General features: G+C 44.5%; 13 protein-coding genes. 2 read left to right on the top strand and 11 right to left on the bottom strand.

Annotation, left to right across the window (positions count from 1 at the left end; genetic code table 11):
* Positions 1-83 precede the first annotated feature (83 nt).
* The 3 genes from EGM68_RS08865 to EGM68_RS08855 all read right to left on the bottom strand — a co-directional run bounded on the left by EGM68_RS08865 (position 84) and on the right by EGM68_RS08855 (position 2,703).
* A complete protein-coding gene (locus EGM68_RS08865) occupies positions 84-707 on the bottom strand; it encodes an SMI1/KNR4 family protein (RefSeq protein WP_064963206.1) in 624 nt (207 codons plus the stop codon).
* A 156-nt stretch (positions 708-863) separates the two neighbouring features.
* Positions 864-2,177: a WD40 repeat domain-containing protein gene (locus EGM68_RS08860; RefSeq protein ID WP_129549030.1), complete on the bottom strand. Its 1,314-nt coding sequence runs from the start codon at positions 2,175-2,177 to the stop codon at positions 864-866.
* 52 nt (positions 2,178-2,229) lie between these two features.
* The gene (locus tag EGM68_RS08855) at positions 2,230-2,703 is read right to left on the bottom strand and encodes a hypothetical protein (RefSeq protein WP_129549029.1); all 474 of its coding nucleotides are present in this window, start codon (positions 2,701-2,703) and stop codon (positions 2,230-2,232) included.
* Between the two features lie 132 nt (positions 2,704-2,835).
* Here EGM68_RS08855 and EGM68_RS08850 point away from each other — a divergent pair, with 132 nt between their 5' ends.
* Positions 2,836-3,966, top strand: a complete 1,131-nt coding sequence (locus EGM68_RS08850) for a phosphodiester glycosidase family protein (protein WP_129549028.1) — start codon at positions 2,836-2,838, stop codon at positions 3,964-3,966.
* Between the two features lie 130 nt (positions 3,967-4,096).
* Here the strand turns inward: EGM68_RS08850 and EGM68_RS08845 are convergent, their stop codons facing one another.
* The 3 genes from EGM68_RS08845 to EGM68_RS26030 all read right to left on the bottom strand — a co-directional run bounded on the left by EGM68_RS08845 (position 4,097) and on the right by EGM68_RS26030 (position 5,241).
* Complete coding sequence (locus tag EGM68_RS08845) at positions 4,097-4,549, bottom strand: DUF6386 family protein (protein WP_013370423.1); 453 nt, start codon at positions 4,547-4,549, stop codon at positions 4,097-4,099.
* 224 nt (positions 4,550-4,773) lie between these two features.
* Positions 4,774-4,872 carry a hypothetical protein gene (locus EGM68_RS26035; protein ID WP_014599622.1) on the bottom strand — a complete coding sequence of 33 codons (99 nt, stop codon included), beginning with the start codon at positions 4,870-4,872 and terminating at the stop codon, positions 4,774-4,776.
* 99 nt (positions 4,873-4,971) lie between these two features.
* Positions 4,972-5,241 carry a hypothetical protein gene (locus EGM68_RS26030; RefSeq protein WP_225683746.1) on the bottom strand — a complete coding sequence of 90 codons (270 nt, stop codon included), beginning with the start codon at positions 5,239-5,241 and terminating at the stop codon, positions 4,972-4,974.
* A gap of 349 nt (positions 5,242-5,590) precedes the next feature.
* Here EGM68_RS26030 and EGM68_RS08835 point away from each other — a divergent pair, with 349 nt between their 5' ends.
* Entirely contained in the window at positions 5,591-5,929 is a 339-nt protein-coding gene (locus tag EGM68_RS08835; protein ID WP_017425886.1) for a helix-turn-helix domain-containing protein, read from the top strand.
* 166 nt (positions 5,930-6,095) lie between these two features.
* On the opposite strand, the gene EGM68_RS08830 is transcribed toward EGM68_RS08835, so the two are convergent.
* The 5 genes from EGM68_RS08830 to EGM68_RS08810 all read right to left on the bottom strand — a co-directional run bounded on the left by EGM68_RS08830 (position 6,096) and on the right by EGM68_RS08810 (position 15,033).
* Positions 6,096-6,350, bottom strand: coding sequence for a YciI family protein (locus EGM68_RS08830; RefSeq protein ID WP_016819666.1), 255 nt, complete (start codon positions 6,348-6,350; stop codon positions 6,096-6,098).
* 205 nt (positions 6,351-6,555) lie between these two features.
* Positions 6,556-7,718, bottom strand: a protein-coding gene (locus EGM68_RS08825; protein ID WP_481855422.1) for an IS3 family transposase whose coding sequence is annotated in 2 segments (ribosomal slippage) — positions 6,556-7,454 and positions 7,454-7,718 — 1,164 coding nt in all. Because the reading frame shifts where the segments join, the coding sequence is not laid out codon by codon here.
* Between the two features lie 871 nt (positions 7,719-8,589).
* Positions 8,590-9,972 (bottom strand): lanthionine synthetase C family protein, encoded by a 1,383-nt coding sequence (locus tag EGM68_RS08820; RefSeq protein WP_129549027.1) that lies wholly within the window; start codon positions 9,970-9,972, stop codon positions 8,590-8,592.
* A 16-nt stretch (positions 9,973-9,988) separates the two neighbouring features.
* Entirely contained in the window at positions 9,989-11,854 is a 1,866-nt protein-coding gene (locus EGM68_RS08815) for an ABC transporter ATP-binding protein (RefSeq protein ID WP_129549026.1), read from the bottom strand.
* Entirely contained in the window at positions 11,854-15,033 is a 3,180-nt protein-coding gene (locus tag EGM68_RS08810) for a lantibiotic dehydratase (protein ID WP_129549025.1), read from the bottom strand. Before EGM68_RS08810 ends, EGM68_RS08815 begins: the two co-directional genes overlap by 1 nt.
* Positions 15,034-15,336 lie beyond the last annotated feature (303 nt).

The raw sequence follows: 15,336 nt of genomic DNA, 5'->3' as shown, positions 1-15,336 counted from the left end.
GCCTACCTTTTTTATAACATTCCTCATTTTTTATGTCAATATCTTGCTTAACCTGCACAGTAAAATTACATTTCAGGAAATCGCTAGTGTCTGATCTGCTTAAACATAACGTTAAACAGTTCGACAGTGGATGGAAACAGCCCCTGCACATGAGGAAGCAGATTACTCCTGATCCGTAGCTCATCCTCATCCAAATGCCTTAGATCCTCATGAAAGAACCAGACAATAGGATAATCTCCGTCCTTATGTCTGCTGCCTGCATTTAAACACACAGGACCCTGATTGTCTTCTGCAATTGCAAATGGAATATAGCCTGCTGACAGCAAAGGTGACCATTGATCGATCAAATCATAAAATGCCTTTAAGCCATGACCTATCGGCAGACGTGGAAACTCTACAAACGTACAATCGCTCCAGTATACTCCCGGAATAGATTCATTATCGAATTGTAAAGATACATAATGGTAGGACATGATAAAATTCCTCAGCAGAGGCGGCAATTCAAAATGGTATTTTTCTTCCATATCCCGAACTTCCTGTTCTGTAATCTGTGAAGGAATAGGTTTCCACTTGATCCATCCCTCCTCATCGACGTTCCCATCACGCATTTCGAACGGTACATTTTCTTCCACATCCATAAAAAAGGCTTCATTCATCTGTGCAAATAACTCCTTCATGGATGTGCGAATATCCGCTTTCTTGTCCATGTTCTCACACCTCTTTCCTTTTTATTCCCATTTTGCACCATAGGTGTATGCCTCATGCGTCTTTATATGAAAATAGCATTGCAATCATATACCACTACTCTTTTTATGTTCAGCTTATCAGAACTTGCTTTTTTCACCATTTGCGGAATATTAGTATTACCAGCGCAATGGCTCATAACTACGCCAGAGCAACCAACGCTCTGTCTCGTGAATTGGAGCAGTGCCAATGCTATATTCATCCTTTGAGCCACTCTGCAAATCAATCAAATGAAGCATACCGCCATACGTCCCAACCGCCAGCATGCCTTCATCAGGTGTAACTGCCAGCCCGGATATCGTACTGCCGACAAAATAGCGCCAAAGTTCACGCCCCTCTCTATCAATAAGACGGAGATAGCCGTAGGCATCACCTAGAATAGATCCTTGTGTCAGCGCTACTGCAGCGTATACTCGCATTTCTTCATTTATTATCGGCCATTCTTCCTTATTCTGAGCAATTCCCTGCTCCACTTCGGCAATTGGCACCTGAATGGTGGCACCGTTGTAGAAATGACAGGCATTGTACCAGACATCCATATCATCTTTGGAAAATAGGGCATAATGCGGATAGCTGGAGCCTGGCTCCAATGTATGCACCGTCTTATCGGTTAAGTCCATAAGCAAATGCTCACTCATCTGGCTGCCATATGCGAGCCAGCGTCCATCCTTCGACACAGCTCCATGCGCCATATCCACAATCGTGTCTTCCAGTCCCAATTCCCTTCGTTCAGACGCCGTGGGATGAATCAATTCCACCTGATCACCAGCCAGCAAATAAACACCGTAACCGCAAACCAGCAACAGGCGCTGTCCATCGCCAAAAGGAATCACTTCATCTAATATATCCTCAGGATGCTCCTCATCCGCCAAGCATTCCAAGTCAGGAATAGATGCTTTTAAGCGGACTTGTATATCCGTCCATTGAAAATGCGCTGTCTCTTCGCCTTGCAAATTTCGGTCCGGTTGACGAACAATCCGAATCCCATTTCCATCCACCAACGCAAAATAACTCCCGTCCGGCGAACAACCTACTCGGTGCATTCCGGGGATTTGCCTGATTCCATCTTTTCCCGCCACATAGATCTGTCCGCGTTCCCGAGGATTGCCTGCATGTAGAATGACTTCATTGCCTCCATTTATAAAAGCCATCGGCCTAACGGCTTGCAAAGCCTCCTCAAACGCTGGTGTAAGCGGCCAGGATGCAGCCGGAATCTCCTGACGTAACTGCTCTATTTCCCCGGCCTGATTTGCCTCCTGAATCATACGAAAAATATCTTCGGCTAGTTTGGAGCGTTCGTCTTGCTTTGGCTCTGGCTGCTCCTGCTGCCACTGACTTTCCATACCGATTCTGACAAATTCATTCACGTCTGCGGCATACCTTTTTCCTTCCTGTCGCCACTGTGCCGCCATTTCATGATCCAACCAACTCATCCTGCTTCCCCCATCCAGTGTATGTATGTCTTATTTGTTCTACAGGCTTTATTCATTCTGTTAGGTGGTTCCTCACCTTCGTCAACACAAACCACAGGTCTGTCACTGCCTTTACCTCGTCATAGTCCAGATAGGCATCGCGCTTGTCGTAATATTTGACCGCCACAATCACCATCTGAAGTGTCACTGGCTTTCCAGCAGCCTTAAGAACTTCTACAACACTTTCAAAGGTGGCCAGCTCAAACCAGGTTTGAACCTGACGATCTGATATCCATAGGGGAATATACTCGTCCTGTTCGTTGGTTGCGACTGTACCGTCCTCTGCACATTCCTCCAGCCAATGCTCATCCAAATAATAAATCGGTGTATGAACAGGGTCCTGATCCCATTGATCCACATTCACATATAACCAGTTATTATGCAGCTGCCCCACACTGCACACCAATTCCTGCATTCCTTCAAAAACACGATAAGAAGGGCGCTCCCTGCGACGGTAATCCTCAAGTCTTGTCTCATACCTGCTCATCTCCAGCCACCCCGTTTCTGTATCATCCAAACACTCAAAATTCGCGTAACATACACTTATAACTCATAAAACCCGATATAAGTACAAGCACCTCGTCCATAGTTAAGACTACATAAGGAGATTGATCTATTCATGAAAAGAATCACCGCACTTATCATCCTGTCCATGCTCTTACTTGTAACCCCGATCTACGCTGCTGCACCAGCACCTATGCTGGTTTATGTGGATCAGAATAACCACTCCTTCATCCCGCTTCGCCTCCTGAACAGCTATGAAGGGATCACGCTCAACCTGAACCCAGCGGACAAAAAAATAGAAATAGCGCAAGGCAATACCCGGCTTACCTTATTTACGGGACAAACTGTTGCTAAAGTAAATGATCAAACGATTCGTTTGCAAAATGCACCTTTTACCGATAACGGCGCTACCTATGTCCCCTTGCAGTTCATCAGCCAATATCTAAATCTGCAAGTCTTATGGCAAAAAGAAACCTCAGCTGTGCGAATTACGCAGAGTACGAAGTCTGTTACGCTTCCGGTACTTACCGGCAAGCTACCCGGAAATACTGCCCCGATCACGACAGCTCATAAGAGCTTCAAGGTTGGACCTCGTACCTTTTCCGCTAAGGTGGTCACCATCTCCATGCTCCATCCCAAGATAAGTTTGGACGTGGCACTGGCAAGCGATACCCTTGGTAAAGTGGAGGACTTAAGCAGTCTTGCCAAACGCAATCAAGCGGTTGTAGCCATTAATGGCACATTCTTTGACGCCTATACCAAAAGCTCCTACAAGACGCCTTACGGCTATCTGGTCAGCCATGGCAAGCTGTTGAAAAAAAGCTCCGGTGACCAACGTACCGTCTTTACCTACGATGCTAACCATTTAGCCAAGCTTGTGTCAGGTTCTGTCTTTGAACAACAGTTAAGTCAAGGCAGCGTCGAAGGTGCTCTTCAAGCTGGACCTCGTCTGGTTACGAACGGTCAGGTTTCCCTAAATGTCAAAGCCGAAGGCTTCAAAGACCCTAAAATATTAACAGGCGGCGGCGCCCGCAGCGCACTTGGAATTACTAGGGATCATAAGCTGATCCTCCTGACCACAAGCGGAGCGACCATTCCACAGCTCGCCCAAATGATGAAGCAGGCTGGCGCTTATCAGGCCATGAATCTGGATGGCGGTGCTTCCAGCGGACTGTACTACAACGGCTCTTACCTCACCACACCCGGCCGCCAGATCAGCAACGCTATTATTGTAAAGTATCAATAGACGAATAAAGGGCTGTCTTCACGGATCTGCAAGCCGTGGGGATAGCTTTTTCCTTTTTCCCAGTCCCGGTTATTATGGCTCCCCTGTGTTCGAGCGGTTTGTCTGATCCGTTACGGGTTGATCCTGCAACCTACAATCGAACCAGACTGGTAAAACTGTTGCTGCCTTCGCTTCCTTTTTTTAAAGAAAGATAAATACGGTTGTTTTCTCCTCTGCTTGCCAAGCATTCATAAAGTCCGGGTTGCACAGACAGGAATGACCCTCCCCATACACAATCAGGTTCTAACTCACCACCTGTGGCTTCCTCTCCTGCACCAATAAATATGTTCCCTGAAGGAACCTTCAAAAACAGCCGCACCGTCGGCTGCTCGATATGATCTGTTATCACAACCTCATACGTCCCATCCGCTCCCAGGTTCAAGAAAGCAGCGTTTCCCGCATTTAACTCCCCCAGCTCGTCTGCTTCGATAGACCACCAATCCGGCTCATCGTTCAAACGATGCTTCAGAGCTTGCGTATCAAATAGGCAAAGAGTCGCCGTGTCTGTCGTAAATTGAAATGGACTGATTGCCATGTTCATCATACAATCCTCCTGATAATAGTCAGCGAATTTTCCGTTTTCCCACGTCTTCCGCTATCCGTATTGCTATAGATTTGAGGGAAATTATCCCTGTATGTAAAGTATAACAATGCTTGTAGAACCAGACAACATACTAGAGCCACCATCCATTCTGCATTAAAAAAGCCCTCCCTCACGATGTCGTGAAAGAGGGTCGCTTTGTAAGTTTGAGCGATGCTAACCTAACGTTAGATCAGAAAAGATTTGGTGATAATCACCAACAAAATGAACAATACCAAAATCGCGCCTGTGGATGTCCATGCTCCACCGTAACCTACTTCACCCATGTCTAAATCCCTCCTTGCGTTAAAGCTTACTCTTATTGTATGTAGAAAAGCGGATAACGACCGGGCGAATCGGTAAGTTTATTTGTGTGAAGGAGCCTCTTAGAAAATGGACTGGTATGTTTCGGATGGGTCGGTAATGACTCGGGATGACAACTGGCAAAGAATGTCGTCTGTTCTGCGCAGCAGCCTGCTCACATCCTTCTGCTTCATCTTCTGAAGGAGCGGGGTTTCTAGCTGGGATGAAAGAAATTGAGTGGTGCCTATAAATACGACAACATCCAATCCCGGGTTGGTTTCGGTATGTAATAAGTGCAACAAATCCGCCATCGACAAGAGTTTCGGAGGGAAAATGCTATTAGTTTCTTTCATATATAGAGCTTTTAACATGGAGGTTAGCGCCCAGTCACAGAGGATAATACAGCATTGGAGTTGGTTATGCTTGTACAGTATTTGAGCTAGTTTCATATGGTATTGGGCTAAGGTGTGGAAATCGGTTATTGAATGATCTAGGTGTTGCACGGGTCTGGATGGTTGAGTGGGACTTGGAATATAGGTAGAAGGAGCTTCTTTCATATCTATTCCTCCAGAGAATTTCAAGAATAGTCTTATTACACCTCAAAATAATACTTATAGATATCAAAAATATTTATTGTATCTAATATTCAATGTTTTCATTTAGATTTCTTGTCTACACTTTTAGAATAGTGAGGTGTAGACGATGGAAGACAAAGAAGTCCTCAAATTAGTGGGTGCCAGAATACGTGCTTTGCGAAAAGAAAAAGGATTGTCTCAGGAGTCGCTTGGGGAAAAAGGCGGATTCCATTTTTCATATATAGGGCAGATTGAACGTGGAGAAAAAAACGTATCTTTAATAAACATAGCTAAAATCGCTGATGCACTGGATGTTAATTTGATTCAGCTTTTCGCTTATGTAAATGAGGATATTAAGGTTACGAAGCATGAAGATGGTATACAAGAAATCGTAAATATACTTCAAAAGACGAGTCCAGAGAAGGTACGTTTGGCGAGGAATGTGATACGGGAGATTATCAACTAAGAAGATTCTCAAAAATTGTGAGAGCAATCTCTTGGGAAATAAAAAAAGGACCATACTTTTCATTTTCAGAAAATCATAGTCCTCATTTTTTATTCAATACCAAAAAGGCACATTAGTTATTTGTCATGACCTTCTTAGATGGATTATCACTCTTTGCAGATGAAATTTAACGCAACAGCCATTCCTTTATTGTCAATGTAGAAGAACCATTTTGAATGAGCGGATCTAAATTCCCAATCTTTGTCGCCTCCTCAAGTGACGCTGCTTTTATTAAATAGGCTCCTCCCGTTCCATCGCTAAATGGACCATACTTTTCAAGAGCTCCCTCTTTCTTTAACTTTTCCAGATGGTCATAGTGCCCTTTGATATCATCAGTATTGAACTTGTTTGTTCGTGTAGTAATTAATAAAAAGTAATTCATTGATTTCCCCTCCATATTTCCCTTGTAATAAAAAATATCTGGCGTTCCTTTAAGAAGATATTACAGCGTTAGCTATTATAATAAAAGTCCTTAAAGATGAAATGCAACTATAAGGGAATTTGGTCAATTTTAGCGGATTCTCAAACTAAAACACGCCCCCAAGTGGTCATACCCCTGTCAAGTAGACAGAACTAAAAAGACATCTTTAAGCAGCAACCGTTTCTCGGTATTCAATCGGGGAACGGTTGTTTAATTTTTTCTGAAATCTATTTTCATTATAAAAAGAAATGTACTCCCGTACGTGTTGTTCTACCTCCGCTAGGGTTCCGGGTTTCGTTAAATAAATCTTCTCTGTTTTAAGATGGGAGAAGAAGGATTCTATACAGGCATTGTCTAGGCAATTTCCACGCCTTGAGTGGCTCCCAAGCATGCCAAGCCGCTTAAGTTTGCGGTTAAACGGCTTGGAGGTATACTGAAAACCCTGGTCTGAATGGAGAATGACACCCTCCATGTTCACGTTCTTACTTAGAACGTCTAGCGTCTCGCTAACTAGAGCAAGGTCATTTCGTTCCGAAAGACGCCAAGCCACGATTTCATTGTTAAACAGATCTTGAATGACAGAGAGATATACAAACCGCTCTCCAGCTCGTATGTATGTAATATCGGTAACCAGCTTGGATAAAGGAGAATCTGCCTGAAATTGTCGATCTAATCGGTTGGCATTTACCACAGATGCCTGTTTGCCAAAAAAGCGCCGCTTCTTTCGAATGACGGAACGGATCCCTAATTTCTTCATTAGGCAGTACACCTTTTTGTGATTGACCAAGATACCTTCTCTACGTAAAGCAACGGTCATCCGCAGATAACCAAAATAGGGATGGATCCGGTGGATCGACAACATATGCGATTCCAGAAGCTCTTCTTCTTGCTTACGCTGCTGGGTTGTTTGCTGATTCTTTCTCCATTTATAATATCCTGCCCGAGAAACATGGGCTAATTCAAGTAACCATTTCAACGAATATCGTGTTCGCATTCCCTCAATAATTTCAAACCTCGCTTCTTTCCTCGTCACTCCTTGTGTAGATTTGGATACTGCTTTTTTAAATATTCAATCTCCGCCCGTAGATACGCCATCTCCTCTTCCATACTGGAAAATTTCGTTTTGGGTCGTCCCTGCCTTGTGGTCGTTGGCTGGAGGTTCTCCCCCGCTCGATGTTTCATCACCCAGCTTTGTACTTGGGATTTATTACGAATGTCTAAGTGTTTCGTCACTTCACGAATACTCATATGTTCTTCGTTCACCAACCGGATTGCCTCCATCTTTACATCTAAGGAGTATTGCCGGAATGATTGTCCCTTTTTAGCCATGAAAAATCCCCTCCGTTCAACAAGATTAAGTCCATCTTAACAGATGTCTTTTCTCTCTTGTCTACTAGAAGGGGATAATACCAAAGTGGCGTGTTTTTATTTAGTGGCTTTAGCCAGTTGAGTACGCAAAGCGTGCGAAACAAAAAAACACCTGATGCAGTCGTTATAATAGGAGTGTTCAAGCTACTATGTATAACGAAAGGAGAAGGTGGTTTTTGTGGCACAAAGCAGAGATAGCATGGCGCATACCAAGTAGATGTTTGAGGCAACCATTAGAAAGTATATTCAAGAGCAGGAAAACCAGAGGCTTATAGCCTCAGAGCAACCACCCGTCTGACGGGTGGTTATGATTTGAAAACGTACCTACAGCACCTATAAAATATGCACTATTCTCTAGTAGTCTAAACGTCTTATTCACTACCACATTTTTCTTCGCTCATCGAACTAGGGTTTGTCTTCTAAAACAAGCTGAGATTCTCAAGGAAGAAGATCTGAAAACGGCGAAAGCGTATCACTTGAGCTCATTTTCGAAGTTATGGAAGCAGGAAACGCCTGAGAAAGCGAAAGTGCTTTGGGATGACTGGTATTTTTGGGCGACACATATGCGCCTTCTCAGTATTTAATGCGAAGGAGCTTTCGGGACCATAATACCAGCCCATAATCTCGTGAAAACCCATAAGAGGAATGTCCGTAATGTACAGGAGTACTGCCTTTTCTCGACGTTGTCCCTCAACATTCTACGAATGCTTGAAAGCTCTAGCCAGACCAATGAAGAATCATATCGTTTGTGAACATGCATAAAGGGTCTGAAGATTTTTTCACGGACCCTTTTGTCATCAGCCCTGGCGGTGTCCGGTGGTGTGGTGTTAACCTATCGTATCAACAAAGCCTGATCCCAATCCGGGCTTTCCTCGCAAAGCAAAGAAGCTAGCACAAGTGCCACGCCCGCGGCACCCGTCAAAAAGCCCGCTTCATCCACTTGCTCATACTTGCCATTTACAAAATATTCATCATAATAACCAAACTTCGACTCTGCCGCATACTTATCCAGCACAGCCACAACTAGCTCATCACGAATCGCACCAAGCTTCACATGACCCGTATCCGAATACATACGTTGAACCATATGAAGCAGGCCTCCTATACCGTGACACAAGGTAGAGGCGGTGAGTCCTCCCATGGTCTGGATGCGATTCTCAATGTCTACATACGCCTGCAACCCAATTGCGCTCCATCCCTGATTATGCATCGCTTGCCCAGCTAGCCAGATGGATCGTGCAATCCCAGGCACCCCATAGCACCAGGAGTCCCACGGGTCTCGGATACTTCTCGGATGCAATTCACCCTGAAGTACCTCTTCAACAGCGACTCGCCCCGGCCAGAGCGTTCCTGCTTCACCGCTCACTCGCCATCGACATATCCACTCGGTGAGCCGCCGCAGATCTGCACGCATCGCTTCTGTTGTCATGCCCTGTAATTGCGATAGACTCAGAAAAGCCAGCGGTCCTGAGATACCATGGGATAGGCCTAGGTTAAAATTCCCATTTGGATACTGCACCTTTTCATGTTCGAGGAACTGATTCGCAGACGGGATATGCCAAGCAGGGATCCGATCTCCTTGATAATCTTTTTCCCCACAGAAGATATGGAATACTTCAACAATCCGTTGCCAGATAATCTTCATCGGCGGTCGATCTGAGAAAGCCAACACAACTCGTGCAATTCCTGTCAAACCTTCGATTGTATCGTACTGACTAATACGCAATTGCCCTTCTTCCCACTGGTTTTTGCATATCTCTACATAATTTAACACGGCTTCCTCGAACCAACTAGCCAGTGTATCTAGCATTCCTTGGTAGCGCGTATTCTTTCGTGACAAAGCACGGACGCCTAGCAAAATACCCGCTAACCCACTGTATAGAGATAGAGTATGAATACCTTGCTGTTCGATTACCTGTTGAATCTTTTGCAGGTAACTATGCCCTACCATATCCCAACCGTTATCAGGATATAACTGATCCAGTTGTCCCATTAATACACAAATACCCGTAAATCCACCCGAGAAGCTTGTGTCTGACCATCGTGCTACCTGTTTCCCTTCAATCACTTGCCCAGGAACCTGTTTCATCTGGGCACGTACTTGATCAGGATCCTTATAACGCTGCACAATCGCATGCAACACTTGTGCTACTTGCTTTCTAACTTCCCCACTTAAGGGGATCCATTGTGTCGATACCGCACTTGCCGCTTTCATCCTCAATCATCTCCTTCTAATTCACCGCAACTTCTTCTGCAAATGAACTTGCTTGCACTTGATACATCTGCGCATATACCCCACCTAAACGTATCAATTCAGCATGCGATCCCTGCTCAATGATCCGGCCGTCCTCCATGACTAAAATCTGATCGGCTAGACGCGCTGACGAGATACGATGTGTAATGAAAATCCCTATCGTGTCTCTCATTAAATGCATGAACAATTGCAGTAAGTCTCGTTCAGCCAATGGATCCAAGAACGAGCTCGGCTCGTCTAGAATATATACATCCGCACTTCGCAGAATGGCTCTTGCAATTGCAATACGTTGCCACTGTCCCCCCGAAAGTTGATGTCCTTCATCGAACCATTTGCCAAGTTGTGTATCGAGACCGTTTGGCAAATTCGCAATCACTTGGTCAATAGCTGCAACTTTGGCTGCATCCATCAATCGCTCATCTTGTTCGAGTTCAGCTAATGAGCCGAAGCCAATATTATGGCGAGCCGACATTTCATAGTGAACAAAATCTTGAAACACAACCCCCATACGTTCTTGGACTTTTTGCAGATCGTAGTCGAGAACATTACGGCCATTGACTTGGATGGTACCACGATAATCCTTGTACAATTGCATTAACAGCTTCATGAGTGTGGACTTACCCGAACCATTCTTCCCTACAATAGCCACAGTCTGCCCCTTCTTGAATGTCACATCCACTTCTCGAATCGTATCCGAAGCTTGTCCTGGATAAGCGAAAGATACCTGATTGAACGAAATCTGTGTAATCTGGACACTTGCATTTGCGTGACACGATAGCTCTGTTGCATTGGGAAACTGTTTCTGTCGATTAACAGGATCCGACGTAGGCAATTGCAAGAACAAGAGCAACTGCTCCATGTAAAGATTGTTCTGTGAGAACTGGACAAGCCCCTGAATAACCCCATTCATCTGGTTCTGCGTGAGCATAATCGCCTGGATATACCCATACAAACTCCCGATCATCATCGCTCCTATAAATGTCTCGTGAATTGCAAGCCCAATTAACCAGAACAAAGCTACCATTTCTAACATATCGTACAGAAAAGTAACTCGAATTCGCTTCAGCAATATGCGACGATCCACAAGGAAGAAGCTATGCAACAAATCGCGGTATCGGTTTAACAAGTAAGAACCCAGTTGGAATATTTTCACTTCCTTAAATGTGCTATCGTTTGTTAAGAGATACGTCATGTACCACGATTCTCGATACTGCGGAGTACGATCCAAGTAGATTTGGAACTGTTCTCGATTGATTTTGAAAATCGAATAGATAGAAACCGTTGATATTATGAAAATCACGAGCACCACCCACCATTTCCACAGAACAAGTAAGATAGCAGATGAAATAAGTGTAATGATTCCAGAAGTTATGCCAGCCATCTGGCTATACAATTGATAGGGGCGATGAGTAGATTCTTGTGAAACCCTTTTTAATTGATCATTAATCGAAGCATTCTCAAAATCGGCCAATCCCAACGTGGTTGATTTCTCGCAGATCATGACATTCATCGAATTGGAAATGACCGCCTGAAGGTTACCATCCACATAACTTTGAGCGACGTCGATGAAATTCTTCAAAACATAGATGACGATGAACCAAACAAACTGAGAAAGTACCCGGTATTCCCCTTCTTTCCATCCCACGGAAACACTATTCAACAAATTCTGTGTAACCATTAATGTCATCACAGGCACAGCGCCTTGAATGATGTGTAGTATCATACTTGGAATCATATACTTCTTATTCATGTGGAAAATCAATCGGAAGAGTTGCAGCCCATGTCGAACCGTCTTCCAGAGTGAAGCTAATTCATGCTGACATCCCTTCCAAATAAAGTACATTAGCTCTTCCTCCAATATTGCAACAAGCTATTAAGGGCATGACGAGCCATAATCATTACCTTACGTTCTTTATCTCGATCAATCCCAATCAAGCGGTTTAAGTACATATGAATCACACTGAACAGGATATCGTCTTTGTTGTTCATAAGAGTGCCCTGCCGCTCATGCTCAAGAAGTACTTGCTGATACCGCTTGACAGCCTCTTCCCTGTGCTGACCAATCTGATGAATCAGCTTACCTTCTTGATGCAATGGTGCTAATTCGGATGAATCCCTCCCTAACAACTGCAGGAATAAACGTCGTTCATTACGGAAGTCATCCAGATATTCTTTTACATCGAAGCGCTCATTGAGGAGCTCGTAAACCTTCTGCTCGTTGTAACCAAACTGAGTCATGTATTGTATCACACCACACACCGCCACGACCTCCTGACTTAGCTGGATCTGCTTAAATCGAAGCAACCGAACCAAATTCGCTGTGACATCGCTATCACAAGCAAACATACGTTCCGCTAATCGCATAAGCTCAGGTCCACCATATCGTTCGATCTCTGGTTCATACGTATCCACAACAACCTTATTTATCATTCCATCTTGAAGTAACATAGTCGTCCATTCATGGAAGATTGGGATGAACGAAGATATGTCATTACCGCTTGGCATGTTGAACCGTACTCGAATATGACGAGTTGGATCGGAGTAACGAATGAAATACGCTTGTTCAATTACACCTGCCTCACGGCATTTCTGAACAAAATCTCCCCACTGACGACCAATGAACTCATCTTGGCGACTGTCTATCCCATAGAACTTGGCATAGAACCACGATCCACCCGGCAACTGCACACGCTGCGATGCATCAACAACAGTCCGGCGAGAGATTTCTGTCTCCTTACTTACCGCCACTTCCGCTTGGGCCAGATCCATCTCTTCCGTGCGTCTAACGAGCGGGAAGACAAATTCCGCCGTCAGGTGCCCATCGCTCCGATGGATCGGCATATCCTCCAATCCCCCTATATGCTCGATCAGCGTCACTTGACCTTTTGATTTCAAGTCTTTGCAGATCTCCTCCACATGCAGAGGATGCTCCATATCGAACAAGATACGATTATCGAATTGAGTCATATACACATACCGAGGTACTTTCCACTGCATACTGAATTCCCTAACCAGAAGCTCCAATTTCTCCTCGCTCTCAGATGTCTTGCCACTCAATTGTATACGCCATGTCGCTGGACTTAGCACGATGTTCCCATATCTTAAACGCGGAGTAAAGGGGGATTGATCCATTACTCCCCATTCTAATGTCGACCATTGTCTATACCCTTCCTGACTAACTTCCACCAGAAATCGGTACACATTCGGCGCACCCTGGTAGTTCAGCATATGCCCAGCTGTCGGGATCACTTCGCAATTGTGCTTGCGTGACTTCAAATAAAATTTATCGTCTCGCACCCCAACCATCAGATCGGACACATGAATCTGTTGATCCTCTGGTACAGTGTGATTCGTGCCAATTCCGATTTCATAAGTGCGAAAATTTTCCGTGAGAACGACATTCGTCGATCTGGCTGCACTGGGTAAATACGAAATCTCTGCAAGCAGTTTACCTGGTGATAGGCGTTGCTCTTCCTCATGAATCTCATTGAACATGTTTTTAAACGAGACACCCATTAAATCAATAAATCGTCCGAACGTTTTCCCCGCGCCACTCGATCCAGGATTCGGTCCAAGTACTAACGTGTACTCTCCGCGATTGAGTGCTTCCCGATCCTGCACTACCATTAAAAAGTAGAGTTCCATTGACGGAGTAGGAATTAACTCACTGGTGGTTTTATCAGATTCATCCTCCAAGATCTGTTGAATCCTTTCGTTCGTGAGAACGATCTCTTGTTCACCCTGATGCATACACGAGACGAACCATTTGAAGAGTAATTGTTCACACTTCGTACTGAATGGCACACTCGGATTCTTTAACTGCCTATGAACGCTACTCGGATTTTGATAGGTGGCCGGTGGCCCTAGCCCAATCTCCTCATCCAGCAACTCCAAAATTGGTATCTCTTGATACGAGCCGTATTTCTCTATGAATTCATTGCAGTATTCCTCCAGGTGTCGGTACTTACGTGTAGAAATTCGACTAAACAATTGTGCAACTTTCTCAACATCCTCACGAACCTGATAGGGCAAGGTCACGGATCGATCTTCCAAGGACAAGTCAACCTGTACCGTCGTCTTCACCTCAGCCAAAGCATTCATCATCTGTCGCAACTGAAGTAATTGCTCCTCGCCCTGCCCAATTAATCGGTTATTATACGAGCGAATATTCCGACGAATTTCATTGAGAGCAGCCTTCCATTCATCTATACCCTCTACCCCATCCAACACAGACAGGATATGATCGAAGGGCTCTATACTAGTCGTCGGAGGTCGCAATTCTGAAATTAAGAATTCTTGTTCAAAAAGCTGCCAAATGTAGTGATGAATCGTATCTAATTCTGCCTCCATGAAAGCACTCTTAATCCGGAATACGAGTTCTAGGTACGGAATTGGATTTATACTAGCTTCCATCACCAGATCGAATACTGCAGAGGCTCGTACAGATACGCTATCACTTTCTCCGACGCCGAGATCGCCATACCTGGCTACGTAAGGAATTTTTGCTCGTTCGCCTTGCCGGTAGATAAGAGAGTTGCGCTGAATACGAAGCTGAACTACAACTTCACGTTGCTTCTCGATTTTATCAACAATCTTTAACAACCATTCCATATCTGGTCGCACGCGTTTGCGATACGTTGCGATGCCTTCTATGTTCATCTGCGACTGTTCGGCGAATTGCCCATAAGTCACACCGGAAAACAGGCCAAATGGTGTGGGACGCGTCATCATGCGGAGCAGATAGCGCATAAAACCTTTGATAGCCTGCGCTTTCTTTCGTGCATTCTGGTCATTGCCAAGATGAGAAAGTGACTCAAGCAAGCTCGGGCTCGCTACCGCAATCGCTTCGCGAATAATCGAGTCATTGGATAATTCGACAAGTTTATTTAGCGAAAAACGCTTAAGCTCTTCTTGGTCTTTCCAATCGGAAGGAAAACACTGTATAAACAAATTGAACGGCAAAACAGGCGTGCGAACCATAAAAAAATCCAGTGCGCGATATATATTGGGTTCTTTTGTCATTTTTCCTCCTAGTTATAGTGGACTGAAAATAAGAGATTTAGGGAGTAGTTATAGAGTCTAAATACTTTCAGACTTCTTTACATTCGACACATACCCGAAATCTTTTATAATCCTAAATTTTGAAAGCACGTAACAGCGGGACTCAAATAGAAGGAGGATCAATGTTACCTATAATAAAATGGGTAAATACCCAAAAATGTCTGAGCTCGAGCAACGCATACGCCGAATCTTTTTGGATTCGCGTCACCTTTACGGTAGCCGATAAATCAAGGAAGCGCTAGAGCAGCAAGGCGTTTATGTGAC

This window comes from Paenibacillus sp. M-152 (assembly GCF_003856555.1).
GTDB classification, from domain to species: domain Bacteria; phylum Bacillota; class Bacilli; order Paenibacillales; family Paenibacillaceae; genus Paenibacillus; species Paenibacillus polymyxa_C.
The sequence above is the reverse complement of the archived record's forward strand: the minus strand, read 5'-3'. Positions and strand labels throughout refer to the sequence as shown.

What these genes read in the sequence shown, in the direction of transcription:
- EGM68_RS08865 (WP_064963206.1), bottom strand. Translation starts at nt 707, where the DNA reads ATGGACAAGAAAGCGGATATTCGCACATCCATGAAGGAGTTATTTGCA.
- EGM68_RS08860 (WP_129549030.1), bottom strand. Translation starts at nt 2,177, where the DNA reads ATGAGTTGGTTGGATCATGAAATGGCGGCACAGTGGCGACAGGAAGGA.
- EGM68_RS08855 (WP_129549029.1), bottom strand. Translation starts at nt 2,703, where the DNA reads ATGAGCAGGTATGAGACAAGACTTGAGGATTACCGTCGCAGGGAGCGC.
- EGM68_RS08850 (WP_129549028.1), top strand. Translation starts at nt 2,836, where the DNA reads ATGAAAAGAATCACCGCACTTATCATCCTGTCCATGCTCTTACTTGTA.
- EGM68_RS08845 (WP_013370423.1), bottom strand. Translation starts at nt 4,549, where the DNA reads ATGATGAACATGGCAATCAGTCCATTTCAATTTACGACAGACACGGCG.
- EGM68_RS26035 (WP_014599622.1), bottom strand. Translation starts at nt 4,872, where the DNA reads ATGGGTGAAGTAGGTTACGGTGGAGCATGGACATCCACAGGCGCGATT.
- EGM68_RS26030 (WP_225683746.1), bottom strand. Translation starts at nt 5,241, where the DNA reads ATGAAAGAAACTAATAGCATTTTCCCTCCGAAACTCTTGTCGATGGCG.
- EGM68_RS08835 (WP_017425886.1), top strand. Translation starts at nt 5,591, where the DNA reads ATGGAAGACAAAGAAGTCCTCAAATTAGTGGGTGCCAGAATACGTGCT.
- EGM68_RS08830 (WP_016819666.1), bottom strand. Translation starts at nt 6,350, where the DNA reads ATGAATTACTTTTTATTAATTACTACACGAACAAACAAGTTCAATACT.
- EGM68_RS08820 (WP_129549027.1), bottom strand. Translation starts at nt 9,972, where the DNA reads ATGAAAGCGGCAAGTGCGGTATCGACACAATGGATCCCCTTAAGTGGG.
- EGM68_RS08815 (WP_129549026.1), bottom strand. Translation starts at nt 11,854, where the DNA reads ATGTACTTTATTTGGAAGGGATGTCAGCATGAATTAGCTTCACTCTGG.
- EGM68_RS08810 (WP_129549025.1), bottom strand. Translation starts at nt 15,033, where the DNA reads ATGACAAAAGAACCCAATATATATCGCGCACTGGATTTTTTTATGGTT.